This is a genomic window from Serratia sp. CY56464 (assembly GCF_052168435.1).
Lineage (GTDB): Bacteria > Pseudomonadota > Gammaproteobacteria > Enterobacterales > Enterobacteriaceae > Serratia > Serratia marcescens.
Window position 1 is genome coordinate 422,270 of record NZ_JBJNMV010000002.1, and the last position, 26,008, is coordinate 448,277.

At 60.2% G+C, this 26,008-nt stretch carries 23 protein-coding genes; 21 read left to right on the forward strand and 2 right to left on the reverse strand.

The window, feature by feature from the left end:
- Positions 1 to 14 precede the first annotated feature (14 nt).
- From ACJ8KE_RS15595 to cra, 4 genes are all read left to right on the forward strand, one after another.
- Positions 15 to 1,823 (forward strand): AMP-dependent synthetase/ligase, encoded by a 1,809-nt coding sequence (locus ACJ8KE_RS15595; protein WP_097102759.1) that lies wholly within the window; start codon positions 15 to 17, stop codon positions 1,821 to 1,823.
- 316 nt (positions 1,824 to 2,139) lie between these two features.
- A complete protein-coding gene (ilvI, locus tag ACJ8KE_RS15600; protein WP_274985215.1) occupies positions 2,140 to 3,858 on the forward strand; it encodes an acetolactate synthase 3 large subunit in 1,719 nt (572 codons plus the stop codon).
- A 2-nt stretch (positions 3,859 to 3,860) separates the two neighbouring features.
- A complete protein-coding gene (ilvN, locus tag ACJ8KE_RS15605; RefSeq protein ID WP_004932806.1) occupies positions 3,861 to 4,352 on the forward strand; it encodes an acetolactate synthase small subunit in 492 nt (163 codons plus the stop codon).
- Between the two features lie 218 nt (positions 4,353 to 4,570).
- On the forward strand, positions 4,571 to 5,575 hold the full coding sequence (gene cra, locus ACJ8KE_RS15610; protein WP_016929094.1) for a catabolite repressor/activator: 1,005 nt from the start codon (positions 4,571 to 4,573) through the stop codon (positions 5,573 to 5,575).
- Between the two features lie 39 nt (positions 5,576 to 5,614).
- On the opposite strand, the gene ACJ8KE_RS15615 is transcribed toward cra, so the two are convergent.
- Positions 5,615 to 6,055: an L-alanine exporter AlaE gene (locus ACJ8KE_RS15615; RefSeq protein ID WP_004932798.1), complete on the reverse strand. Its 441-nt coding sequence runs from the start codon at positions 6,053 to 6,055 to the stop codon at positions 5,615 to 5,617.
- Positions 6,056 to 6,916: 861 nt separating this feature from the next.
- On the opposite strand from ACJ8KE_RS15615, the gene mraZ reads away from it, so the two are divergent.
- From mraZ to lpxC, 16 genes are all read left to right on the forward strand, one after another.
- Complete coding sequence (gene mraZ, locus ACJ8KE_RS15620) at positions 6,917 to 7,375, forward strand: division/cell wall cluster transcriptional repressor MraZ (protein ID WP_004932796.1); 459 nt, start codon at positions 6,917 to 6,919, stop codon at positions 7,373 to 7,375.
- A gap of 2 nt (positions 7,376 to 7,377) precedes the next feature.
- Positions 7,378 to 8,319 carry a 16S rRNA (cytosine(1402)-N(4))-methyltransferase RsmH gene (gene rsmH, locus ACJ8KE_RS15625; RefSeq protein WP_016929092.1) on the forward strand — a complete coding sequence of 314 codons (942 nt, stop codon included), beginning with the start codon at positions 7,378 to 7,380 and terminating at the stop codon, positions 8,317 to 8,319.
- Positions 8,316 to 8,636, forward strand: coding sequence for a cell division protein FtsL (ftsL, locus tag ACJ8KE_RS15630; protein WP_015376645.1), 321 nt, complete (start codon positions 8,316 to 8,318; stop codon positions 8,634 to 8,636). The genes rsmH and ftsL overlap by 4 nt, the downstream gene beginning before the upstream one ends.
- A 42-nt stretch (positions 8,637 to 8,678) precedes the next feature.
- On the forward strand, positions 8,679 to 10,442 hold the full coding sequence (locus ACJ8KE_RS15635; protein ID WP_004932790.1) for a peptidoglycan glycosyltransferase FtsI: 1,764 nt from the start codon (positions 8,679 to 8,681) through the stop codon (positions 10,440 to 10,442).
- Entirely contained in the window at positions 10,429 to 11,916 is a 1,488-nt protein-coding gene (murE, locus tag ACJ8KE_RS15640; protein WP_060444862.1) for a UDP-N-acetylmuramoyl-L-alanyl-D-glutamate--2,6-diaminopimelate ligase, read from the forward strand. The genes ACJ8KE_RS15635 and murE overlap by 14 nt, the downstream gene beginning before the upstream one ends.
- Positions 11,913 to 13,274 (forward strand): UDP-N-acetylmuramoyl-tripeptide--D-alanyl-D-alanine ligase, encoded by a 1,362-nt coding sequence (gene murF, locus ACJ8KE_RS15645; protein ID WP_028127855.1) that lies wholly within the window; start codon positions 11,913 to 11,915, stop codon positions 13,272 to 13,274. The genes murE and murF overlap by 4 nt, the downstream gene beginning before the upstream one ends.
- Complete coding sequence (mraY, locus tag ACJ8KE_RS15650) at positions 13,268 to 14,350, forward strand: phospho-N-acetylmuramoyl-pentapeptide-transferase (protein ID WP_004932782.1); 1,083 nt, start codon at positions 13,268 to 13,270, stop codon at positions 14,348 to 14,350. The genes murF and mraY overlap by 7 nt, the downstream gene beginning before the upstream one ends.
- Positions 14,351 to 14,352: 2 nt before the next feature.
- A complete protein-coding gene (gene murD / locus ACJ8KE_RS15655) occupies positions 14,353 to 15,672 on the forward strand; it encodes a UDP-N-acetylmuramoyl-L-alanine--D-glutamate ligase (protein ID WP_049300163.1) in 1,320 nt (439 codons plus the stop codon).
- On the forward strand, positions 15,669 to 16,871 hold the full coding sequence (gene ftsW / locus ACJ8KE_RS15660; protein ID WP_015376649.1) for a cell division protein FtsW: 1,203 nt from the start codon (positions 15,669 to 15,671) through the stop codon (positions 16,869 to 16,871). The genes murD and ftsW overlap by 4 nt, the downstream gene beginning before the upstream one ends.
- A gap of 3 nt (positions 16,872 to 16,874) precedes the next feature.
- Positions 16,875 to 17,939, forward strand: coding sequence for an undecaprenyldiphospho-muramoylpentapeptide beta-N-acetylglucosaminyltransferase (gene murG, locus ACJ8KE_RS15665; RefSeq protein WP_028127853.1), 1,065 nt, complete (start codon positions 16,875 to 16,877; stop codon positions 17,937 to 17,939).
- Positions 17,940 to 18,023: 84 nt separating this feature from the next.
- The gene (murC, locus tag ACJ8KE_RS15670; RefSeq protein WP_028127852.1) at positions 18,024 to 19,499 is read left to right on the forward strand and encodes a UDP-N-acetylmuramate--L-alanine ligase; all 1,476 of its coding nucleotides are present in this window, start codon (positions 18,024 to 18,026) and stop codon (positions 19,497 to 19,499) included.
- Positions 19,492 to 20,412 carry a D-alanine--D-alanine ligase gene (locus ACJ8KE_RS15675; RefSeq protein ID WP_239442117.1) on the forward strand — a complete coding sequence of 307 codons (921 nt, stop codon included), beginning with the start codon at positions 19,492 to 19,494 and terminating at the stop codon, positions 20,410 to 20,412. The genes murC and ACJ8KE_RS15675 overlap by 8 nt, the downstream gene beginning before the upstream one ends.
- A 1-nt stretch (position 20,413) precedes the next feature.
- Entirely contained in the window at positions 20,414 to 21,265 is an 852-nt protein-coding gene (gene ftsQ / locus ACJ8KE_RS15680; protein WP_004932761.1) for a cell division protein FtsQ, read from the forward strand.
- Entirely contained in the window at positions 21,262 to 22,518 is a 1,257-nt protein-coding gene (gene ftsA / locus ACJ8KE_RS15685) for a cell division protein FtsA (protein ID WP_004932758.1), read from the forward strand. Before ftsQ ends, ftsA begins: the two co-directional genes overlap by 4 nt.
- Before the next feature lie 74 nt (positions 22,519 to 22,592).
- On the forward strand, positions 22,593 to 23,747 hold the full coding sequence (gene ftsZ, locus ACJ8KE_RS15690) for a cell division protein FtsZ (RefSeq protein ID WP_004932757.1): 1,155 nt from the start codon (positions 22,593 to 22,595) through the stop codon (positions 23,745 to 23,747).
- Between the two features lie 103 nt (positions 23,748 to 23,850).
- A complete protein-coding gene (gene lpxC, locus ACJ8KE_RS15695; protein WP_004932754.1) occupies positions 23,851 to 24,768 on the forward strand; it encodes a UDP-3-O-acyl-N-acetylglucosamine deacetylase in 918 nt (305 codons plus the stop codon).
- Between the two features lie 106 nt (positions 24,769 to 24,874).
- Here lpxC and ACJ8KE_RS15700 read toward each other — a convergent pair whose 3' ends face one another.
- Positions 24,875 to 25,390 (reverse strand): DUF721 domain-containing protein, encoded by a 516-nt coding sequence (locus tag ACJ8KE_RS15700; protein ID WP_004932751.1) that lies wholly within the window; start codon positions 25,388 to 25,390, stop codon positions 24,875 to 24,877.
- A gap of 26 nt (positions 25,391 to 25,416) precedes the next feature.
- Between ACJ8KE_RS15700 and secM the strand changes: the two genes are divergently transcribed.
- The gene (secM, locus tag ACJ8KE_RS15705) at positions 25,417 to 25,947 is read left to right on the forward strand and encodes a secA translation cis-regulator SecM (protein ID WP_033641259.1); all 531 of its coding nucleotides are present in this window, start codon (positions 25,417 to 25,419) and stop codon (positions 25,945 to 25,947) included.
- Positions 25,948 to 26,008: the final 61 nt, after the last annotated feature.

Here is a 26,008-nt window from a genome sequence, read left to right on the forward strand (position 1 = left end):
AGGCTTAGAGCACTATGATCACTAATCTGCTGCAATACCATTTGATCCATCGTATACAGCATCAAATCACCCACCGAGCCGATCGCACAGCATTTCGCCAATGGTCGCCCAACGGCGAGTTTCAACTGACTTGGGGAGCGGCGGCTGCCCGCATTGATCGCATTGCCGCCGGGCTGCTGGCGCTGGGCGCCGAAGTGCAAGAACGTATCGGTATCTTCGCCAATAACACGATGGCCTGGTCGTTGACCGATCTCGCGATCCTGCACCTGCGTGGCGTCAGCGTACCGCTCTATTCCACCAATACGCCGGCGCAGGCGGCCTTCGTCATCAATGACGCTGACATTCGCATCCTGTTCGTTGGCGAACAGGCGCAGTTGGACGCCGCCATCGCGCTGCGCGGCGTCTGTCCGCAACTGCGTCATATTATCGTGTTCGACGAGGATGCCGATCTGCGCGATTGCGAGATAGCCCAACACCTGAGCGCTTTCGAGCATGCCGTCGATCCGGCGGCTTTTATCGCTCAACGTCGGCAGCGCATTGAAGAGTGCGACCTGCAGGATCTCTTCACCCTGATCTATACCTCGGGCACCACCGGCGAGCCGAAAGGGGTGATGCTGGATTATCGCAACCTGGCGGCACAGCTCTACCTGCATGATGAGAGACTGACGGTCGGCGAAGAGGATGTGTCGCTCAGTTTCCTGCCGCTGTCGCACGTGTTCGAGCGTGCCTGGAGCTTCTTTGTCATGCATTCCGGCGCGCAGAACGTTTTCCTGCCGAACACCGACTGGGTTCGGGAAGCGATGGGGCAGGTGCGGCCGACGTTAATGTGCGCGGTGCCGCGTTTCTACGAGAAGATTTTCAGCGCGGTGCATGAAAAAGTGGCGCGTGCCCCTTGGCTGCGCCGCGCGCTGTTCCACTGGGCGATCGTCTGCGGGGAGCGCAAGTTCCTGCAAGAGCGGGCCGGCAAACCGTTGGGCAAACTGTTCGAATTCTCTCACCGCTGGGCCGACAAGCTGGTATTGAGCAAGCTGCGCGGTATCCTCGGCGGCCGGGTGCGCTTCCTGCCGGCGGCGGGCGCCAAGCTGGATGACAATGTGATCCTGTTTTTCCAGGCGATGGGCGTCAACATCAAGTACGGTTACGGCATGACCGAAACCTGTGCGACCGTGTCCTGCTGGGAAGAAGGGCATTTCCGCTTCGGCTCTATCGGTAAACCGCTGCCGCAGGTCGAGGTGCGCATCGGTGAAGAAAATGAAATTCAGGTGCGCGGGCCGATCGTGATGCGCGGCTATTTTAACAAACCGTTGGAAACCGCCGCGACCTTTACCGCAGACGGCTGGCTGAAAACCGGCGACGCCGGGGCGATCGATGAAGAGGGCAATCTGTTCATCACCGAGCGCCTTAAGGATTTGATGAAAACCTCTGGCGGCAAATACATCGCGCCGCAGATGCTGGAAGGCACGTTGGCGCAGGACCGCTTTATCGAGCAGGTGGCGATCATCGCCGATGCGCGCAAGTTCGTTTCCGCGCTGATCGTGCCGTGCTTTGAGTCGCTGGAAGAGTACGCGAAGTCAGTCAACCTGAAGTATCAGGATCGCCTGGAGCTGCTGCGCAACGGCGAGATCCTCGCGATGTTCGAAAAGCGCCTGCGCGAGATGCAAAAGGAGCTGGCGCGCTTCGAACAGGTGAAGAAGTTCACTCTGCTGCCGGCGGCTTTTTCCATGGAGTTGGGGGAGCTGACGCCAACCCTGAAGCTGCGCCGCAAAGTGATCCTGCAGCGCTATCAGCGCGAAATCGACTCGATGTACCGGGAACAGGCCTGACGCCGCCGCCGGGCCACGTGCCCGGCGAAAAAAGCGGCATATCCTTCACCTGATTTAGTTCTGTAATTTTCCTCCTGTTCGAAACAATGCCTAGCCCAACAACCCTGAGGCTAGCGCATTGTTTTTATAAAGCTGCGATCTCCAGCCGCTTGGCAATAACCCCGCCGCCGTTAAGCCATTTTGCCGTTTGCCTGCCCCATATTCTGACGTTATGTTAATTCGATAGCGACAACCCATAAAAATTTAGGGGCATTGCCCCGCAGCAGGCGCTACGTTCCGGCGCCAGAGAAGAATAAGCAAGCCTGGAGGCAAACCCATGGAGATGTTGTCAGGAGCCGAGATGGTCGTCCGATCGTTGATCGATCAGGGCGTTAAACATGTATTCGGCTACCCCGGCGGGGCGGTGCTCGATATCTACGACGCCCTGCATACGGTCGGAGGGATCGATCATATTCTGGTGCGCCACGAGCAAGGGGCAGTGCACATGGCCGACGGTTACGCGCGCGCCACCGGCGAAGTGGGCGTGGTGCTGGTGACCTCCGGCCCCGGCGCCACCAACGCCATTACCGGCATCGCCACCGCCTATATGGACTCGATACCGATGGTGGTGCTGTCGGGGCAGGTGCCCAGCTCGCTGATCGGCTACGACGCCTTCCAGGAGTGCGATATGGTGGGGATTTCTCGGCCGGTGGTGAAGCACAGCTTCCTGGTGAAACGTACCGAAGACATCCCGGCGGTGTTGAAGAAGGCCTTTTACCTGGCTTCCAGCGGCCGCCCCGGCCCGGTGGTGATCGATCTGCCGAAAGACATCGTCGGCCCGGCGGTGCGGATGCCTTATTCCTACCCGCAGGACGTGAGCATGCGTTCTTATAACCCGACGGTGCAGGGCCATCGCGGGCAAATCAAACGCGCGTTGCAAACCATCCTGGCGGCCAAGAAGCCGGTGATGTATGTCGGCGGCGGCGCGATCAACGCCGGTTGCGAAGCCGAACTACTGGCGTTGGCGGAGCAGCTGAACCTGCCGGTGACCAGCAGCCTGATGGGACTGGGCGCTTTCCCCGGCACCCATCGCCAGAGTGTCGGCATGCTCGGCATGCACGGCACTTATGAAGCCAACAAAACCATGCACCATGCCGACGTGATCTTCGCCGTCGGCGTACGTTTCGACGATCGCACGACCAACAATCTAGCCAAATACTGCCCGGATGCCACCGTGCTGCATATCGATATCGATCCGACCTCGATCTCCAAAACGGTGGATGCCGATATTCCGATCGTCGGCGATGCCAAACAGGTGTTGGTGCAGATGCTGGAGCTGTTGGCGCAGGATGACAAGGCGCAGGATCACGATGCGTTGCGCGATTGGTGGCAGTCTATTGAACAGTGGCGCGCCCGCGACTGTTTGGGGTACGACAAAAACAGCGGCACCATCAAGCCGCAGGCGGTGATCGAAACCCTGCATCGCCTGACCAAAGGCGACGCCTATGTGACCTCCGACGTGGGGCAGCACCAGATGTTCGCCGCGCTCTATTACCCGTTCGACAAACCGCGCCGTTGGATCAACTCCGGCGGCCTCGGCACCATGGGCTTTGGCCTGCCGGCGGCATTGGGCGTCAAGCTGGCGCTGCCGAAGGAAACCGTGGTGTGCGTCACCGGCGACGGCAGCATCCAGATGAACATTCAGGAGCTGTCCACCGCGCTGCAATATAACCTGCCGGTGGTGGTGGTGAACCTCAACAACCGTTATCTGGGCATGGTCAAGCAGTGGCAGGACATGATTTATTCCGGCCGCCACTCGCAGTCTTACATGGATTCGCTGCCGGACTTTGTCAAGCTGGCCGAGGCTTACGGCCATGTCGGCATCGCCATCCGCACGCCGGATGAGCTGGAAAGCAAGCTGGCGCAGGCGCTGGCGGAAAAAGAGCGGCTGGTGTTCGTCGACGTGACCGTCGATGAAACCGAACATGTTTACCCGATGCAGATCCGCGGCGGAAGCATGGACGAAATGTGGCTTAGCAAAACGGAGAGGACCTGATCATGCGCCGTATTTTATCTGTCTTGCTGGAAAACGAATCCGGCGCCCTCTCGCGCGTGGTGGGGTTGTTCTCCCAGCGCGGTTACAACATCGAGAGCCTGACGGTGGCGCCGACCGACGATCCGACGCTGTCGCGCATGACTATCCAGACCGTCGGCGACGAGAAAGTGCTGGAGCAGATTGAGAAGCAGTTGCACAAGCTGGTGGACGTGCTGCGCGTTAGCGAGCTGGTGCAGGGCGCCCACGTCGAGCGCGAGATCATGCTGGTGAAGCTGCAGGCCAGCGGCTACGGCCGTGAAGAAGTGAAGCGCTGCGCCGACATTTTCCGCGGCCAGATCGTTGATGTGACGGCGACGCTGTATACGGTGCAGCTGGCCGGCACCAGCGATAAACTGGACGCCTTCCTGAGCGCGGTGCGTGAAGTGGCGGAGATCGTGGAAGTGGCGCGTTCCGGCGTGGTCGGCGTGTCGCGCGGCGACAAAATCATGCGCTGAGCGTGGTCTGGCGGCGAATAATTCGGGGCGCGGCGTGGCTGCGCCCTTTGTTTTTCGGTATTTTTTGCCCGATTGCTGGCACCTTTCGGCAAAAGCGGTTGCTAGGTAGTGTTTTCTGCTGTTAGATCGCAGAGGCTGGATTGAATAACCGTACGGGATGCCATGGTTAATCCGAGCACAGCCTTCACTTCTATTTTCAGCGTCATTAAGGGGTTAATGTGAAACTGGATGAAATCGCGCGTCTCGCGGGCGTTTCGCGCACGACGGCCAGTTATGTCATCAACGGCAAGGCGAAGCAGTATCGTGTCAGCGATAAAACCGTCGAGAAAGTGATGGCCGTGGTTAGGGAGCACAACTATCACCCGAATGCCGTCGCGGCAGGGCTGCGTGCCGGGCGCACCCGTTCTATCGGTCTGGTGATCCCGGATCTGGAAAATACCAGCTATACCCGTATCGCCAACTACCTGGAGCGTCAGGCGCGCCAGCGTGGTTATCAATTGCTGATCGCCTGTTCCGAAGATCAGCCGGACAACGAGATGCGCTGTATCGAGCATTTGCTGCAGCGTCAGGTGGACGCCATCATCGTTTCCACCGCCTTGCCGCCGGAGCACCCCTTCTATCAACGCTGGGCCAACGATCCGCTGCCGATCATCGCGCTGGACCGCGCGTTGGATCGCGAACATTTCATCAGCGTCGTCGGGGCCGACGAGGAAGATGCCTTTGCGCTGGCGCAGGAGCTGCGCACCTTCCCGGCTGAATCGGTGCTGTATCTGGGCGCCTTGCCGGAGCTTTCGGTCAGCTTCCTGCGTGAGCAGGGCTTCCGCCGGGCCTGGCAAGAGGATCCCCGCCACGTCGATTACCTGTATGCCAACAGCTATGAGCGTGAAGCCGCCGGCGCGCTGTTTGCCGAATGGCTGAAGACGCACCCGATGCCGCAGGCGCTGTTCACCACCTCGTTCTCGCTGTTGCAGGGAGTGATGGACGTGACGCTGAAGCAACGCGGCCGTTTGCCGACCGATCTGGCGATTGCCACCTTCGGCGACCATGAACTGTTGGATTTCCTGGAGTGCCCGGTGCTCGCGGTGGCGCAGCGCCATCGTGACGTGGCCGAACGCGTGCTGGAGCTGGTGTTGGCCAGCCTGGACGAACCGCGTAAACCCAAGCCTGGATTGACGCGTATTCGCCGCAATCTGTTCCGCCGCGGCAGCCTGAGCCGCAAGTAGTTTGCCTGGCAGGAGCCCCCGCGTTGGCGGGCTCCTGGTTTAGACGTAGTCCGCCACCCGGAACAGCCGCCGGCAGTATTCCAGGAAATAGCCATACACCACGCCCATCGCCATGGAGACCAGCGCATTGCTGGTTACCGCCGCCAGCATTTGTTGGCCGTCGGCGCCTACGCTCCATAGAATGGCGGCATAAACCGGCGACTGGAAGCTGACGTAGGCCAGCAGATCGGCGAGGTTGCGCAGCAGGAACTGGCCGCGCGGGCAGCGGCGCGCCGTGCGGATAAACAGATCGCGATAGCGGCCGTAAGGCCAGGCGATCAGGATGTTGACCGGGATCGACAGCAGGCGCGAAGAGAGGGATTGCTGGAAGCTCATGCCTGAGATCAACACTTCTATCGCCATGCCGGCGATAAAGCAGTACACCACCAGTGCGAACGTATCGGCAGCGGCGCTACGCCAGTGAGTCGCGGGCGAAAGCATGCGTCATCCTCTTTGGTTAAAATTCTGTTAAGTTATTAATTGTTGGATGTTAAGGCTGGTTTTTTGCCTTTTTTATAGTGTACTAATCTGAATTGTCTTTTTTAACTAGGTTTATATTTTTATTTTTAACATTTGTTCGCTTTTTGTCCCGCAGAGCTGGGGCATAGGATGGGGCGGAGAGATTAAAATCGGCGTTTTTAAATAAATCGATTAAAAACATAAGGTTGCGATTTTTCGTTTTTGAAGGGGATTTTTCCGGCAAAAATTGTGGAAATAAAGGTGTAAGAAAATGAAACCATAATTGTAAACAGGTATTTTGGGAATAATCTTACCAAATTGATTTGAATCGAAATTACTTCTGCTCGTAATATCCGAGCCATTTATTTTTATCGCGCCCTCATCACGGCGGTGCAAATTGAAGTAAAATAGCGCCCGGCTTTACGGTGAATAACGATTGAGCGTTATTAACTCAAGGGGTTATGGCCTTATTCCGCGATCGGTTCGCCTGGCGCCGAGCCTTGGCGGGCGCGGCTCGCCAGCGGTTACAGCCCTGAGATTGCCGAGCTGAAAAATGAGACATGGCTTGCAGAAGGAAGTAATGAGTTAATTAATCGCCAGTTCGTCAGGTTTTTAATCAGATTCTTTCCGCTTAGAAAATTCTCTCCGTTTATCATGGTGTTAATTTTTAATCGTCGAATAATCAGAGTTTCTTTCGCGAGTCAGCTCCCAAAATGACCAGAGAAATATTGCCAAAGCGCTGGCGCTCTGGCTTGACAAGGTTTTCATACCCTCCGTAAACTCCATTGTGTGGGAATTTGTGGGGTAAAGTGGTGAAAACGGTCACTAAGGGGTAGCTCAGGAATGTTCCGTGGAGCGACGATGGTCAACCTCGACAGCAAAGGGCGGCTCGCCGTACCTACCCGATATCGGGAATTGCTCAACGAGGAATCGCAAGGCCAAATGGTCTGTACCATTGACCTCCATCAGCCCTGCCTGCTGCTTTATCCTTTGCCCGAATGGGAAATTATTGAACAAAAATTATCACGTCTGTCGAGCATGAATCCCGCCGAGCGCCGCGTTCAGCGCCTGCTGCTGGGGCATGCCAGTGAGTGTCAGATGGATAGTGCCGGTCGTTTGCTGTTAGCCAGTACGCTGCGGCAACACGCCGGGCTCACGAAAGAAGTGATGCTGGTCGGTCAGTTCAACAAGTTTGAACTGTGGGATGAACAGACCTGGTATCAACAAGTCAAGGATGATATTGACGCTGAACAGTCGACTCAGGAACCGTTGTCTGAGCGGCTACAGGACTTGTCGCTATAAGCATGTTGGAAAACTATAAACACACCACCGTCCTGCTGGACGAAGCCGTCAACGGCCTCAACATCCGCAGCAACGGCATATATATCGACGGTACTTTTGGTCGCGGTGGCCATTCTCGTCTGATTCTGTCCCAACTGGGGCCGGAAGGGCGCTTGCTGGCGATTGACCGTGACCCTCAGGCGATTGCAGCCGCCAAATCTATTGAAGATCCTCGTTTTACCATCGTACACGGCCCATTTTCCGAGTTGTCGCACTATGTGCGGGAGCGCGACCTGGTGGGCAAGATCGACGGCGTTCTGCTCGATCTGGGCGTTTCCTCGCCGCAGCTTGACGACGCGGAGCGCGGATTCTCCTTTATGCGTGACGGTCCGCTGGACATGCGCATGGATCCGTCCACCGGCCTGTCCGCCGCCGAATGGCTGATGAAGGCCGAAGCGGACGATATCGCCTGGGTGCTGAAAACCTTTGGCGAAGAGCGTTTCGCCAAGCGCATCGCGCGCGCCATCGTGGAAAGAAACCGCGTGGAGCCGATGACGCGCACCAAAGAGCTGGCGGATCTGATCGCCGATGCCAGCCCGTTCCGTGAAAAGCACAAGCATCCGGCGACGCGCAGCTTCCAGGCGATCCGCATCTATATCAACAGCGAGCTGGAAGAGATCGAGCGTGCGCTCGACGGCGCGCTGGAAGTGCTGGCCCCGCAGGGCCGTTTGTCGATCATCAGCTTCCACTCGCTGGAAGACCGCATCGTCAAACGCTTTATGCGTCACCACAGCCGCGGTGCTCAGGTGCCGGCGGGCATTCCGTTGACCGAAGAGCAGCTGCGCGGCATGGGCGGCCGGACGCTGAAAGCGCTGGGCAAAATGATGCCGTCGGAAGCGGAAGTGGCGGACAACCCGCGTGCGCGCAGCTCGGTGCTGCGTATTGCTGAGAGGATGCCCGCGTGATCGGCAACGAACGTCACGGTTTGGTCGGGGTGATTGGCGGCGATCTGCTGCGCAATGCCAAGATCCCCCTGATTTTACTGATTGCGTCACTGGTTTCCGCGATTTTCGTGGTGACTACCGCGCACCGCACCCGCCTGCTGACCGCCGAGCGCGAACAGCTGGTTCTGGAGCGCGATGCGCTGGATATCGAGTGGCGCAACCTGATTTTAGAAGAGAACGCCCTCGGCGATCACAGCCGGGTTGAACGTATCGCGACAGAAAAACTGCAGATGCAACACGTTGATCCATCGCAGGAAAATATCATCGTTAAACAATGAATGGTTTAACCGGAATAATGACACGGAGTAGAAAGGAAACGCATGAAAGCAGCGCGCCCCGGTAAGTTGAGACGCCAGGAAGATCAGGCCAGCTTTGTCAGCTGGCGTTTTGCGTTGCTGTGCGGCTGCATTTTGCTGGCGATGGTTGGCCTGATGTTGCGCGTCGCGTACCTGCAGGTCATCAACCCCGATCGTCTGGTGAAAGAAGGCGACATGCGTTCGCTGCGCGTGCAGGAAGTGCCGACTGCGCGCGGCATGATCAGCGATCGCGCCGGCCGTCCATTGGCGGTCAGTGTGCCGGTGAATGCGGTGTGGGCCGATCCGAAAGAGCTGAACGAGCGCGGCGGCATCACGCTGGACAGCCGCTGGAAAGCGCTTTCCGATGCGCTGAACATCCCGCTGGACCAGCTTTCCAACCGCATCAACGCCAACCCGAAAGGGCGTTTCGTTTATCTGGCGCGCCAGGTTAACCCGGCGATCGGCGATTACATTCACAAACTCAAGCTGCCGGGGATCTACCTGCGGCAGGAGTCGCGCCGTTACTACCCGGCGGGGCAGGTGACGTCGCACATCATCGGCGTGACCAACATCGACGGGCAAGGTATCGAAGGCGTCGAGAAGAGCTTCGACCGCTGGCTGACCGGGCAACCGGGCGAGAGAACGGTGCGTAAGGACCGCTTCGGCCGGGTGATCGAAGATATCTCCTCCGTCGACAGTCAGGCGGCGCACAACCTGGTACTGAGCGTCGATGAGCGCCTGCAGGCGCTGGTGTATCGCGAGCTGAACAACGCGGTGGCGTTCAACAAGGCCGAATCGGGCACTGCGGTGCTGATCGACGTGAACACCGGCGAAGTGCTGGCGATGGCCAACAGCCCGTCTTACAACCCGAACAACATGGCCGGTACGCCGAAAGAAACCATGCGTAACCGCGCCATCACCGATATTTTTGAACCCGGTTCAACCGTGAAGCCGATGGTGGTGATGACCGCGCTGCAAAACGGCGTGGTGAGAGAAAACAGCGTGCTGAACACCATCCCGTACCGCATTCAGGGCCACGAGATCAAAGACGTGGCGCGGTACTCGGAGCTGTCATTGACCGGGATCTTGCAGAAGTCGAGTAACGTCGGTGTTTCAAAGCTGGCGTTAGCGATGCCGTCCTCAGCGTTAGTAGATACTTACTCTCGTTTTGGGCTGGGAAAAGCGACCAATTTGGGGCTGGTCGGAGAAAGCAGTGGCATATACCCAAAAAAACAACGGTGGTCTGACATAGAGAGGGCCACCTTCTCTTTCGGCTACGGGCTGATGGTAACTCCGTTACAGTTGGCGCGAGTCTATGCAACGATCGGCAGCCTGGGCGTGTATCGCCCATTGTCGATCACCAAGGTTGACCCTCCGGTCGCCGGCGAACGCGTTTTCCCTGAACCTCTGGTGCGCACCGTGGTGCACATGATGGAAAGCGTGGCCTTGCCGGGCGGTGGCGGCGTGAAAGCCGCCATCAAGGGATACCGTATCGCCATCAAAACCGGTACCGCGAAAAAAGTGGGCCCGGACGGCAAATACGTCAACCGATACATCGCTTATACCGCCGGCGTCGCGCCGGCAAGTAACCCCCGTTTTGCCCTGGTGGTCGTCATCAACGACCCGCAGGGTGGGAAATACTATGGTGGCGCAATCTCCGCGCCGGTGTTCGGCGCCATCATGGGCGGCGTATTGCGCACCATGAACGTCGAGCCTGACGCGTTGCCCACCGGTGACAAAAGCGAATTAGTGATTAACAAGAAAGAGGGTTCAGGTGGCAGATCGTAATTTGCGCGACTTACTCGCCCCGTGGGTGCCGACGGCACCCGGGCGCGCGCTGCGGGAAATGACATTAGACAGCCGCGTGGCGGCTGCCGGGGATCTGTTTGTCGCCGTGGTCGGCCATCAAACGGATGGACGCCGCTATATTCCGCAGGCCATCGCGCAGGGCGTCGCCGCTGTGATCGCCGAGGCTGACGGTCAGGCCGAAGACGGCGCCATCGTTGAGATGCACGGCGTGCCGGTGATCTACCTGAGCCAACTGAACCAGCGCCTTTCCGCGCTGGCCGGGCGTTTTTACCATCAGCCGGGCGAGCGTCTGCGCCTGGTTGGGGTGACCGGCACCAACGGCAAAACCACCACCACGCAACTGCTGGCGCAGTGGAGCCAACTGCTGGGCGAAACCAGCGCGGTAATGGGCACCGTCGGCAACGGCCTGCTGGGCCAGGTGTGTCCGACGGAGAATACCACCGGTTCTGCGGTGGATGTTCAACACGTATTAAACGAGTTGGCGGAACAGGGCGCGACCTTCGCCGCGATGGAAGTCTCATCCCACGGTCTGGTGCAACACCGGGTGGCGGCGCTGCCGTTCGCTGCGGCGGTTTTCACCAACCTGAGCCGCGATCACCTGGATTATCACGGTGACATGGCCAATTACGAAGCGGCCAAATGGTCGCTGTTCGCCGCCCACAACGTGGGGCAGGCGATCATCAATGCCGACGATGAAGTCGGCCAGCGCTGGCTGAGCAAGCTGCCGGATGCGGTAGCGGTGACGATGCAGGACAACCTGCAGCCTGGCTGCCACGGCCGCTGGCTGAAAACCACGGCGGTCGACTATCACGACAACGGCGCCACGGTTCGTTTCAGCTCCAGCTGGGGCGACGGCGAGATCGAAAGCCGCCTGATGGGCGCTTTCAACGTCAGCAACCTGCTGTTGGCCTTGGCGACGCTGCTGTCGTTGGGCTACCCGCTGGAGGCGCTGGTGGAAACCGGCAGCCGTCTGCAGCCGGTCTGCGGCCGCATGGAAGTGTTTAACGCGCCGGGCAAACCGACGGTGGTGGTGGATTACGCCCACACGCCGGATGCGCTGGAGAAAGCGCTGGAAGCCGCGCGCCTGCACTGCCAGGGGCAGCTGTGGTGCGTGTTCGGCTGCGGCGGCGATCGCGACAAGGGCAAACGTCCGCTGATGGGCGGCATCGCCGAGCAGTTCGCCGATCGCGTGGTGATCACCGATGACAACCCGCGGACCGAAGAGCCGCGCGCGATTATCAACGACATCCTGACCGGATTGCTGGACGCCGGGCAGGCGCTGGTGATCCACGGCCGCGCCGAAGCGGTGACCAGCGCCATCATGCAGGCGCAGGAGCAGGATGTGGTGTTGGTGGCGGGCAAAGGCCACGAAGATTATCAGCTGGTGGGCAACCGCCGTCTGGATTATTCCGACCGCACGACGGTCGCACGGCTGCTGGGGGTGCTGGCATGATCCCTGTCTCTCTTCAGACACTGGCTGAGGTATTGAGCGCTGAACTGATCGGCGCCGATTGCCAAATTGTCGAGGTGACGACAGACACCCGCAAGGTGACCGCCGGTTGCCTGTTTGTAGCGCTGAAAGGCGAGCGTTTCGACGCTCACGACTTCGCGGCGGATGCCGTAGCCGCAGGCGCCGGGGCGTTGCTGGTCAGTAAGCGCTTATTGGTGGACGCGCCGCAGCTGGTGGTGAAAGACACCCGTCTGGCGCTGGGGCAGCTTGGCGCCTGGGTGCGTCAACAGGTGCCTGCGCGCGTGGTGGCGCTGACCGGCTCCTCGGGCAAGACATCGGTGAAAGAAATGACCGCTGCCATTCTGCGTGAATGCGGCGAAGTGCTGTATACCGCCGGCAACTTCAATAACGACATCGGCGTGCCGCTGACGCTGTTGCGTCTGGAGCCGCAGCATGACTTTGCCGTGATAGAGCTGGGCGCTAATCACATTGGCGAAATTGCTTACACCACCGCATTGACGCGTCCGCAGACCGCTTTGGTGAACAACCTGGCGGCAGCGCACCTGGAAGGCTTCGGCTCGCTGGCCGGCGTCGCCCAGGCGAAAGGTGAAATCTTTACCGGCCTGCCGGCCGACGGCGTGGCGATCATCAACGCCGATAACAACGACTGGCCGCACTGGCAGAGCATGCTGGGCGGCAAAACCGTCTGGCGCTTCTCGCCGCAGGCCGCCGAAGGCGTGGACTTCTTCGCGGACGACGTGCGGGTGAACGGCGCAGGCACGCAGTTTACGTTACACAGCCCGTTCGGTACCGCCGAGATCGCGCTGCCGCTGCCGGGGCGCCACAACGTGGCCAACGCGCTGGCGGCCACGGCGCTGGCGATGTCGGTGGGCGCCACCCTTGAAGCGGTGCGTCAGGGGTTGAAGCAATTGCAGGCGGTGCCGGGGCGTTTGTTCCCGGTGGCGCTGGCCGAAGACAAGCTGCTGCTGGATGACAGCTATAACGCCAACGTCGGGTCGATGACCGCGGCGGCGCAGGTGCTGGCGGAAATGCCGGGCTATCGCGTGATGGTGGTCGGCGATATGGCCGAGCTGGGCGCAGAAGCGGAAGAGTGCCACCGTCAGGTGGGTGAAGCCGCCCGTCTGGCCGGGGTCGACAAAGTGATCAGCGTCGGCGGGTTGAGCCGCGTGCTGAGCGAAGCCTCCGGCAATGGCGAACATTATCAGGACAAGACAGCAGTGATCGCGCGCGTGGCGGAATTACTGTCGGAACATGCGGTCATCACCGTGTTAATCAAAGGTTCACGTAGTGCCGCAATGGAGCAGGTAGTACGCGCGTTACAGGAGAAAGCACCATGTTAGTTTGGCTGGCCGAGCATTTGGTCAAGTATTACTCAGGCTTCAACGTCTTTTCTTATCTGACGTTCCGAGCCATTGTCAGCCTGCTGACCGCGCTGTTCCTGTCGCTGTGGATGGGCCCGCGGGTGATCAAGCGTCTGCAAGAAATGTCCTTCGGGCAGGTAGTGCGTAACGACGGCCCCGAGTCGCACTTCAGCAAGCGCGGCACGCCGACCATGGGCGGTATCATGATCCTGACCTCCATCACCATTTCGGTGCTGATGTGGGCCTACCCGTCCAACCCGTATGTCTGGTGCGTGCTGTTTGTGCTGGTGGGTTACGGCATCGTCGGTTTCGTCGACGACTACCGCAAGGTGGTGCGTAAGGACACCAAAGGGCTGATCGCCCGCTGGAAGTATTTCTGGCAGTCGGTGATTGCGCTGATTGTCGCATTCGCCATGTACGCCGTAGGAAAAGACACGCCAGCCACCGAGCTGGTTGTGCCGTTCTTTAAGGACGTGATGCCGCAGCTGGGCTTGCTGTACATCCTGCTGGCCTATTTCGTCATCGTCGGCACCAGCAACGCGGTCAACCTGACCGATGGCCTGGACGGCCTGGCGATTATGCCGACGGTATTCGTGGCGGCCGGTTTCGCGCTGGTGGCCTGGGCGACCGGTAACATGAACTTCGCCAACTACCTGCATATCCCGTATCTGCGTCATGCCGGTGAGTTGGTGATCGTCTGCACCGCCATCGTCGGCGCCGGCCTCGGGTTCCTGTGGTTCAACACCTACCCGGCGCAGGTATTTATGGGCGACGTCGGTTCGCTGGCGCTGGGCGGCGCGCTGGGCACCATCGCGGTGCTGCTGCGTCAGGAGTTCTTGTTGGTGATCATGGGCGGCGTATTCGTGGTAGAGACGCTGTCGGTGATCCTGCAGGTGGGGTCGTTCAAGCTGCGCGGACAACGCATTTTCCGCATGGCGCCGATTCACCACCACTATGAATTGAAAGGCTGGCCGGAACCGCGCGTGATCGTGCGCTTCTGGATCATTTCGCTGATGCTGGTGCTGATTGGCCTGGCAACGCTGAAGGTGCGTTAATCATGGCAGACTATCAGGGTAGAAAAGTCGTCATCATCGGGTTGGGCCTCACCGGCCTGTCCTGTGTCGATTTCTTCATGGCGCGCGGCGTTACGCCGCGCGTGATGGATACCCGTATCGCGCCGCCAGGGTTGGACAAACTGCCTGAAAGCGTGGAGCGCCATCTGGGTGATTTGAATCAGGACTGGCTGCTGGCGGCGGATCTGATCGTCGCCAGCCCGGGCGTCGCGCTGGCGACCCCGGCATTGAGCGCCGCGGCTGACGCCGGCGTGGAAATCGTCGGCGATGTCGAGCTGTTCTGCCGCGAGGCGCAGGCGCCGATCGTGGCGATCACCGGCTCCAACGGCAAAAGCACCGTCACCACCCTGGTGGGCGAGATGGCGAAAGCCGCCGGTTGGGCGGTGGGCGTGGGCGGCAATATCGGCCTGCCGGCGCTGAGCCTGCTGCGCCAGGAATGCCGGCTGTACGTGCTGGAGCTGTCCAGCTTCCAGCTGGAAACGACGCATAGCCTGCGGGCGGCGGCGGCGACCATCCTGAACGTGACCGAAGACCATATGGATCGCTATCCGTTCGGCCTGCAGCAGTATCGCGGCGCCAAGCTGCGCGTGTATGAAAACGCCGCCGTGTGCGTGGTGAACGCGGACGATGCGCTGACCATGCCGGTGCGCGGCGCCGACGAGCGCTGCGTCAGCTTCGGTGCGGACGTGGGCGACTATCACCTGAACCGTCAGCAGGGGGAAACCTGGCTGCGGGTGCGCGGTGACAAGGTGCTGAATACGCGCGAGATGAAACTGACCGGCCGCCACAACTACACCAACGCCCTGGCGGCGCTGGCGTTGGCGGATGCGGTCAATATCCCGCGCGCGTCCAGCCTGAAGGCGCTGACCACCTTCACCGGCCTGGCGCACCGCTTCCAGCTGGCCTGGGAGAACAACGGCGTGCGTTGGATCAACGATTCCAAAGCCACCAACGTCGGCAGCACCGAAGCGGCGCTGAACGGCCTGCAGGTGGACGGCACGCTGCATCTGCTGCTGGGCGGCGACGGCAAGTCCGCCGATTTCTCGCCGCTGGCGCGCTATCTGCAGGGTGACAACGTGCGTCTGTATTGCTTTGGCCGCGACGGCGCCCAGCTGGCGCAGCTGCGGCCGGAAGTGGCGACGCTGACCGAGACCATGGAGCAGGCGATGCGCACCATCGCCGGCCGCGTACAGCCCGGCGATATGGTGTTGTTGTCGCCGGCCTGCGCCAGTCTCGATCAGTTCCGTAATTTTGAAGTGCGCGGCGATGAGTTCGCCCGCCTGGCGCAGGAGCTTGGCGGATGAAACTACGCTTGCCGAACTTCGGGCTGACAGAACGGCTGAAAGACTGGGTGACCGGCGCGCGCGACAACGACGCGGTCAACATGGTGCTGTACGATCGCACCCTGCTGTGGCTGACCTTCGGGTTGGCGATCATCGGCTTCGTGATGGTGACTTCGGCGTCGATGCCGATCGGCCAACGCCTGGCGGACGATCCGTTCCTGTTCGCCAAACGTGATGCGTTGTACCTCGGCCTGGCGTTCGGTCTGTCGCTGGTGACGCTGCGCATCCCGATGGAAGTTTGGCAGCGCTACAGCAACGTAATGCTGCTGATGTCGATCGTGATGCTGCTGATCGTCCTGGTGGTGGGGAGCTCGGTAAACGGGGCCTCGCGTTGGATCGCGCTCGGCCCGCTGCGTATTCAGCCCGCAGAGCTGTCCAAGCTGTCGCTGTTCTGCTACCTGGCGAGCTATCTGGTGCGCAAGGTGGAAGAGGTGCGCAGCAACTTCTGGGGCTTCTGTAAGCCGATGGGCGTGATGGTGGTGCTGGCGGTGCTGCTGCTGGCGCAGCCGGACCTCGGTACCGTGGTGGTGCTGTTCATCACCACGCTGGCGATGCTGTTCCTGGCCGGCGCGAAAATGTGGCAGTTCCTGGCGATCATCGGCTCCGGCGTGTTCGCCGTGGTGCTGCTGATTATCGCGGAACCGTACCGTATGCGCCGCGTGACCTCGTTCTGGAACCCGTGGGCCGACCCGTTCGGCAGCGGCTACCAGTTGACCCAGTCGCTGATGGCATTCGGCCGCGGTGAGTTCTGGGGGCAGGGGCTCGGCAACTCGGTGCAGAAACTGGAGTATTTGCCGGAAGCGCATACCGACTTCATCTTCTCCATTTTGGGTGAAGAACTGGGCTATATCGGTGTGGTTTTAGCCCTGTTAATGGTATTCTTCGTCGCTTTTCGCGCGATGTCCATCGGGCGCCGCGCGCTGGAGATCGACCAACGCTTCTCCGGCTTCCTGGCCTGCGCGATCGGCGTGTGGTTCAGCTTCCAGGCGCTGGTTAACGTCGGCGCCGCCGCGGGCATGCTGCCGACCAAAGGTCTGACGCTGCCGCTGATCAGTTACGGCGGCTCGAGCTTGCTGATTATGTCGACGGCGATCGTGCTGTTGCTGCGAATTGATTATGAAACGCGCCTGACCAAGGCTCAGGCGTTTGTGAAGAGGTAAGGGATGAGCGGGAAACCTAAGCGTTTAATGGTGATGGCAGGCGGTACCGGCGGGCACGTGTTCCCGGGGCTGGCGGTCGCGCATCATCTGATGGCGCAGGGCTGGCAGGTGCGCTGGCTCGGAACCGCAGACCGAATGGAAGCCGATTTGGTGCCGAAGCACGGGATCGAGATTGATTTTATCCGCATCTCCGGCCTGCGCGGCAAGGGCCTGAAGGCCCAGTTGACGGCGCCGCTGCGGATCTGGCAGGCGGTGCGGCAGGCGAAAGCCATTATGCGCAGCTATCAGCCGGATGTGGTGCTGGGGATGGGCGGTTACGTTTCCGGCCCCGGCGGCCTGGCGGCCTGGCAGTGCGGCATCCCGGTGGTGCTGCACGAGCAGAACGGCATCGCCGGTTTGACCAACCGCTGGCTGGCGCGCATCGCCGCCAAAGTGATGCAGGCCTTCCCCGGCGCGTTCCCGAACGCCGAGGTGGTGGGCAACCCGGTGCGTACCGACGTGTTGGCGCTGCCACTGCCGGCGGAGCGGTTGCAAGGGCGCGAAGGCCCGATCCGTGTGTTGGTGATTGGCGGAAGTCAGGGCGCGCGCGTGCTGAATCAGACAGTTCCTGAAGTCGCGGCGCGTTTGGGCGATAGAATTACGCTCTGGCATCAGGTTGGCAAGGGCGCGCTGGAAACGGTGCTGCGCGACTACGAGAGGGTAGGGCAGACGCAGCACAAGGTGACCGAGTTCATCGACGACATGGCAGCCGCCTATGCCTGGGCCGACGTGGTGGTCTGCCGCTCCGGCGCGTTGACCGTCAGCGAAATCGCGGCGGCGGGGCTGCCGGCGATCTTCGTGCCGTTCATGCACAAGGATCGTCAACAGTACTGGAACGCACGTCCGCTGGAAGAAGCCGGCGCGGCGAAGATTATCGAACAGCCGCAGTTCAACGCCGATGTGGTGGCCGAACTGCTGGCGAGCTGGGATCGCAAGACGCTGCTGGCCATGGCCGAGAAAGCGCGCGCGGTCGCCATTCCGGACGCCACCGAGCGCGTGGCGGCGGAGCTGGTGCGGCTCGCCAGGTAACGAGTGCAGGGGTTCGGCGCGCCGAACCTGAATAAAAGCAATGTGATGTAGGGCCGGGGTACCGGATCCGGATTAGAGAGAGTGATGAATACACAACAACTGGCGAAACTACGTACTATCGTGCCCGAGATGCGTCGCGTCCGGCACATTCACTTTGTCGGCATCGGTGGTGCCGGCATGGGTGGTATCGCCGAAGTGTTGGCAAACGAAGGGTATCAGATCAGCGGCTCCGACCTGGCGCCGAATCCGGTGACCCAACAGTTGAGCGCGCTCGGGGCGACGATTTACTTCAATCATCGTCCGGAAAACGTGCTGGATGCGAGCGTGGTGGTGGTGTCTACCGCCATCTCCGCCGACAACCCGGAGATCGTCGCCGCTCGTGAAGCGCGCATCCCGGTGATCCGCCGCGCTGAAATGCTGGCGGAGCTGATGCGTTTTCGCCACGGCATTGCTATCGCCGGCACGCACGGCAAAACCACCACCACGGCGATGGTCTCGAGCATTTATGCCGAAGCCCGCCTGGACCCGACCTTCGTCAATGGCGGGCTGGTGAAGGCGGCAGGCACCCACGCGCGACTGGGGTCCAGCCGTTATCTGATCGCGGAAGCGGATGAGAGCGATGCGTCGTTCCTGCACCTGCAGCCGATGGTGGCCGTGGTCACCAACATCGAAGCCGACCATATGGACACTTACCAGGGCGACTTCGAGAACCTGAAGCAGACGTTTATCAATTTCTTGCACAACCTGCCGTTCTACGGCCGTGCGGTGATGTGCATCGACGATCCGGTAGTGCGCGAGCTGTTGCCGCGCGTGGGTCGCCATATCACCACTTATGGCTTCAGTGAAGATGCTGATGTGCGCATCGAAGACTACCGGCAGATTGGGCCGCAGGGGCACTTTACCCTGAGCCGTCAGGACAAGCCGTTGCTGACGGTGACGCTGAACGCGCCGGGCCGCCACAATGCGTTGAACGCGGCGGCGGCGGTAGCGGTAGCGACCGAAGAAGGCATCGACGACGAAGATATCCTGCGCGCGCTGGCGGGTTTCCAGGGTACCGGGCGTCGCTTCGATTTCCTCGGCGAGTTCCCGCTGGAGCCGGTCAACGGCAAAGCGGGCAGCGCGATGCTGGTGGACGACTACGGCCACCATCCGACCGAAGTGGACGCCACGCTGAAGGCGGCGCGCGCCGGTTGGCCGGACAAGCGTCTGGTGATGATCTTCCAGCCGCACCGCTACACGCGTACTCGCGATCTGTACGACGATTTCGCCAACGTGCTGTCGCAGGTGGATGTGCTGCTGATGCTCGACGTGTACGCCGCCGGCGAAGCGCCGATCCCGGGCGCGGACAGCCGCTCGCTGTGCCGCACCATCCGCAGCCGCGGCAAGCTGGATCCGATCCTGGTTTCCGATGCCGATAGCGTGCCGGAAACGCTGGCGCAGCTGCTGCAGGATGAAGACCTGGTGCTGGTGCAGGGCGCCGGTAACGTGGGCAAAATCGCCCGTAAACTGGCCGAGCTGAAGCTGCAGCCGCCGAAGAAAGAGGAGGAGCACCATGGCTGATAAAGTTGCAGTTCTGCTGGGCGGCACCTCCGCTGAACGTGACGTTTCTCTGCAATCCGGCGCCGCGGTGCTGGCCGGGTTGCGCGAAGCCGGTATCGATGCGCACGGCGTCGATACCCGCGATTTCCCGGTGACCCAGCTGAAAGAGCAGGGGTTCACCAAAGTGTTTATCGCGCTGCACGGCCGCGGCGGCGAGGATGGCACCCTGCAGGGGCTCCTGGAGTTCCTCGAGCTGCCTTATACCGGCAGCGGCGTGATGGCCTCGGCGCTGACCATGGACAAATGGCGCACCAAGATGGTGTGGCAGTCGATGGGCTTGCCGGTGGCGCCTTACGTGGCGTTGAATCGCCAACTGTACTTCGGCACCGAAAAAGCGGCGCTGCTGGCGCGCGTGGCGGATCTCGGTCTGCCGCTGATCGTCAAGCCAAGCCGTGAAGGCTCCAGCGTCGGCATGAGCAAGGTCACCGAGAGCGCTGTGTTGGAAGCGGCGTTGGAAGAAGCCTTCCGCCATGACGACGATGTGCTGGTGGAGAAGTGGTTGAGCGGGCCGGAATACACCGTGGCAATGCTGGGCGACCAGGTGCTGCCGTCGATCCGCATCCAGCCGGCCGGTGTGTTTTACGACTACCAGGCCAAGTACATTTCGGACGATACGCAGTACTTCTGCCCGAGCGGTTTGAGCGCCGAGCAGGAAGCCGAGATGGCGGCATTGGCGCTGCGCGCCTACCGCGGTCTGGACTGCAGCGGCTGGGGCCGCGTCGACGTAATGCAAGACAGCGATGGCAGCTTCTATCTGCTTGAGGTGAACACCTCTCCGGGCATGACCAGTCATAGCCTGGTGCCGATGGCAGCGCGCCAGTTTGGATTAAGCTTCTCGCAGCTAGTGGCGAGAATTTTGGAGTTGGCCGACTGATATGTCGCAAGCTGCCCTGAATGCGCGCGATCGCGAGGTGGATAACGGCCCGCGCCGCAGCAATGGAACCCAGTTGGCGGGAATGATTTTCCTGCTGATGGTGTTGGGAACGGTCGTGTGGAGCGGTTGGGCGGTGCTTGGCTGGATGAAAGACGCCAGTCGCCTGCCGCTCTCAAGGCTGGTGGTGACCGGCGAACGCCACTACACCACCAACGATGATATTCGTCAGGCGATCCTGGCGCTGGGCGCACCCGGCACCTTTATGACGCAGGATGTGGACGTCATCCAGCAGCAGATCGAACGTCTGCCGTGGATCAAGCAGGCCAGCGTGCGCAAACAATGGCCGGATGAGCTGAAGATCCATCTGGTGGAGTACGTCCCGGTGGCGCGCTGGAACGATTTGCACATGGTGGACGCCGAGGGCAAAGCGTTCAGCGTGCCGGCGGAGCGGGCGGGCAAGCAGAAGTTGCCGCTGCTCTACGGGCCGGAAGGGAGCGAGCAGGATGTGCTGGAGGGCTATCGGGCGATGAGCGCCACGTTGGCGGCCAGCAAATATACGCTGAAAATGGCGGCGATGACCGCGCGCCATTCCTGGCAGCTGGCGCTGGACAACGATGTTCGGCTTGAGCTGGGGCGCGATGACCGCAACGGGCGTTTGCAGCGGTTTATCGAGCTTTACCCGGTATTGCAACAGCAGGGCCAGGCGGAGAGCAAGCGTGTCAGCTATGTCGATCTGCGCTACGAGTCCGGCGCTTCGGTAGGGTGGGCTCCGGTGTTGGTCGATCCGCAGGCGCTTGGCGGTCAGCAAAACAGTAATCAGCAACAGAATCAGGCACAGGCAAAACAACAATGATCAAGTCGACGGACAGAAAACTGGTAGTTGGACTGGAGATCGGTACTGCAAAAGTCTCCGCATTGGTAGGGGAAGTTCTGCCCGATGGCATGGTCAACATTATCGGGGTGGGCAGCTGCCCGTCTCGCGGCATGGATAAGGGTGGCGTAAACGACCTGGAGTCGGTGGTGAAGTGCGTACAGCGCGCCATCGATCAGGCCGAGCTGATGGCGGACTGCCAGATCTCGTCAGTGTATCTGGCGCTGTCGGGCAAGCACATCAGCTGCCAGAACGAAATCGGTATGGTGCCGATCTCGGAAGAGGAAGTGACGCAGGACGACGTGGAAAACGTGGTGCATACCGCCAAATCGGTGCGCGTGCGCGACGAACACCGCATCCTGCATGTGATTCCTCAGGAATACGCCATCGATTATCAGGAAGGCATCAAAAACCCGGTTGGGCTGTCCGGCGTGCGCATGCAGGCCAAGGTGCATCTGATTACCTGCCATAACGATATGGCGAAGAACATCGTCAAGGCCGTGGAACGTTGCGGCCTGAAAGTTGACCAACTTATTTTCGCCGGTCTGGCCGCGAGCTACGCGGTGCTGACCGAAGATGAACGCGAACTCGGCGTTTGCGTGGTGGATATCGGTGGCGGCACCATGGATATGGCGGTGTACACCGGCGGCGCGCTGCGCCACACCAAAGTGATCCCTTACGCCGGGAACGTGGTCACCAGCGACATCGCTTACGCCTTTGGCACGCCGCCGACCGACGCGGAAGCGATTAAAGTTCGACACGGTTGTGCGCTTGGGTCGATTGTTAGCAAGGATGAGAATGTAGAGGTGCCTAGCGTTGGGGGACGTCCCCCACGCAGTCTGCAAAGACAGACGCTGGCTGAAGTCATTGAGCCACGCTACACCGAACTGTTGAATCTGGTTAACGATGAAATTTTGCAATTGCAGGAGCAACTGCGTCAGCAAGGGGTGAAGCATCATCTGGCGGCAGGTATCGTGCTGACCGGTGGCGCCGCCCAGATTGATGGCCTGGCAGCCTGTGCGCAACGGGTGTTCCACACCCAGGTACGCATCGGCCAACCCTTGAACATCACGGGTCTGACGGATTATGCGCAGGAGCCTTACTACTCGACGGCGGTAGGTCTGCTGCACTATGGAAAAGAGTCTCACCTGAGCGGTGAGACGGAAGTAGAAAAACGCGCCTCGGTGGGCAATTGGTTTAAACGCATCAATAGCTGGCTGAGAAAAGAGTTTTAATGTTTCAACAAAGAGATCATGCTGAGTAATCTTTTTATGATCTCGCAGCGACAGGCACAAAACGGAGAGAAACTATGTTTGAACCAATGGAACTAACCAATGACGCGGTGATTAAAGTCATCGGCGTCGGCGGCGGCGGTGGCAACGCCGTTGAACACATGGTGCGCGAGCGCATCGAAGGTGTTGAATTCTTCGCTGTGAACACGGACGCCCAGGCGCTCCGCAAAACGGCGGTTGGCCAAACCATCCAGATTGGTAGCGGTATTACCAAAGGTCTGGGTGCGGGCGCGAACCCTGAGGTGGGTCGCAATTCAGCGGAAGAAGACCGCGAAGCCCTGCGCGCAGCGCTGGACGGCGCAGACATGGTCTTCATCGCAGCCGGCATGGGCGGCGGTACCGGTACCGGTGCGGCACCAGTGGTGGCTGAAGTGGCTAAAGATTTGGGTATTCTGACCGTGGCCGTGGTGACCAAGCCTTTCAACTTCGAAGGCAAGAAGCGCATGGCATTCGCGGAGCAGGGTATCGCTGAGCTGTCCAAACACGTGGACTCGCTGATCACCATCCCGAACGACAAGCTGTTGAAAGTGCTGGGGCGCGGGATCTCTCTGCTGGACGCGTTCGGTGCGGCCAACGACGTGTTGAAAGGCGCGGTGCAGGGTATCGCCGAGCTGATCACCCGTCCGGGCCTGATGAACGTCGACTTCGCCGACGTGCGCACCGTGATGTCCGAAATGGGCTACGCGATGATGGGTTCCGGCGTGGCTTGCGGTGAAGACCGTGCCGAAGAAGCGGCCGAAATGGCGATCTCCAGCCCGCTGCTGGAAGACATCGACCTGTCCGGCGCGCGCGGCGTGCTGGTCAACATTACCGCTGGCTTCGATCTGCGTCTGGATGAGTTCGAAACCGTGGGTAACACCATCCGTGCGTTCGCTTCCGACAACGCTACCGTGGTTATCGGTACCTCGCTGGATCCGGAAATGAACGACGAACTGCGCGTAACCGTGGTTGCAACCGGTATCGGTATGGACAAGCGTCCAGAAATCACTCTGGTGACCAATAAGCAGGCCAGCCAGCCAGTGATGGATCACCGTTATCAGCAGCACGGCATGTCGCCTCTGCCGCAGGAAGTGAAACCTGCCGCCAAGGTGGTCAACGACCAAGCTGCGCAGCCGAATAAAGAGCCCGACTATCTTGATATTCCAGCCTTCCTGCGTAAACAGGCAGACTAAGAATATCCTGAGAATTTGGAATCTCCGCTCTTTGTGCTAAACTGTCCCGCCGGCCATGCTGTATGCTTGGCTGGTAGGATGGATAACATTGCGAGATAAAACGATGATCAAACAAAGGACATTAAAACGTATTGTTCAGGCGACTGGCGTCGGTTTGCATACCGGCAAGAAAGTCACGCTGACAATGCGCCCAGCGCCGGCTAATACCGGGGTCATCTATCGTCGCACTGACTTGAATCCACCGGTTGATTTTCCGGCTGATGCAAAATCCGTGCGTGATACCATGCTCTGTACTTGCCTGGTGAATGAGCATGACGTGCGTATTTCGACCGTTGAGCACCTCAACGCCGCGCTGGCTGGGCTGGGCATCGACAACATCGTCATTGAAGTCGACGCCGCTGAAATCCCAATCATGGACGGCAGCGCCAGCCCGTTCGTGTTCTTGCTGCTGGATGCCGGCATCGAAGAACTGAACTCGGCGAAGAAATTCCTGCGTCTGAAAGAGACCGTACGCGTTGAAGACGGCGACAAATGGGCCGAGCTGTCCCCGCACAACGGGTTCCGCCTGGACTTCACCATCGACTTCAACCACCCGGCCATCGACGCCAGCTCTCAGCGCTATCGTCTTGATTTCTCGGCTGAGTCGTTCGTGCGTCAAATCAGCCGCGCGCGCACCTTCGGGTTCATGCGTGATATCGAATACCTGCAGTCCCGCGGCCTGGCCCTGGGCGGCAGCTTCGACTGCGCCATCGTGGTAGATGACTACCGCGTGCTGAACGAAGACGGTCTGCGTTTCGAAGACGAATTCGTACGTCACAAAATGCTGGACGCCATCGGCGACCTGTTCATGTGCGGCCACAACATCATTGGCGCGTTCACCGCGTTCAAGTCTGGCCACGCGCTGAACAACAAACTGCTGCAGGCCGTACTGGCCAAGCAGGAAGCGTGGGAATACGTGACCTTCCAGGACGAAGCCGAAATGCCGTTGGCATTCAAGGCGCCGTCTACCGTATTGGCGTAAGGTCCGAATTCCTCGCCTGCGAATAACGGCAGGCGCATCCCCTGAGAGCCTGATCATTCAGGCTCATGATGCTGGCTGTCGGGTGTTTTGCAGTTTGTGTCGCTGATTACTTATCACGACTGGTTGTGTTGGTACCCTCTCCGGCCAATGCAGCCAGCCGTTCCAATATCTTGCGCAGTTTCTCCGGGCTACGGCTCGCCAACCCTCTCAGCTCTTCCGCACTCTCCAGACTCAAATGCCGCATCGGCACGGGTTTTTCCGGCGCTTTTTCGGCGTTTTGCACCTGGTTGCTGCCTTTCGCCATCAAGGCCGGATTAATCCTGATGTCGATCGACGACAATGATGGTAGAATTTGCGCTCGTAGTGCAGACAGCAAAGCGGGTTGTTCGTAGCGCAAGCGCATCATCCAACTGGCATTTGCCGTTTCGAGCACTAAAATACCCTGTCGGAAATTCGCGACGCGGCACCAGGGATGCAGGGGAGCGGGCAACAGGCCCTTCACTGCACGGTTAAGCTTGAGCAGCGCCACCGCGCGTTGCTGGACGTTATGCAGCGGCCCTTTGCTGCCGGCAGACGCGTCGTCGAACAGGACATCTAATAATTGTGGACGGCTATCGCGCATAATGGGCTCCGGCGGATTATAAACTCGTGATCGGTATTCTAAATCGTTGGCGACAATTTGGCAGACGTTATTTCTGGCCCCATCTCCTGTTAGGGATGGTTGCGGCCACGCTTGGCGCGTCTTCCAATTTGTCCGGCGCCCCCGATCAGGCCGCACTGCCGAATACGTCGTCCAGCCTTAACCGGCAAAATTCGGCCAATGGCACGTTCAACAGCCTGGCCCTGCTGCAGGACGCGCATCGCCGTCCTACCTTCAGCGTAGATTATTGGCAGCAACATGCGCTGCGCACCGTCATTCGTCACCTCTCTTTCGCGCTGGCGCCGCAGGCGGTTTATGCGCGGGTGCAGGAGAGCGAAGCCGAAGCGGAACCCCCTTTGCAGGTAGCGCAACTGGCGCTGCTGTCTACCCTCAACGCGCTGCTGACGCACGAGCCGAAACCGCCGACCATTATTCGCCACACTCACCTTGAGGTGCTGCCCACGCTGGCGCGCCACCAGACCGGCCTGTGGGTGGCGCAGGTGCAGGGCATTCGCGCCGGGCCCGCCGCCCTCGTCTGATCTCGCCCTTCGGGCACAAAAACCATAAATAATAGCAAGTTGACTGCCGTGTTCGGCGGTC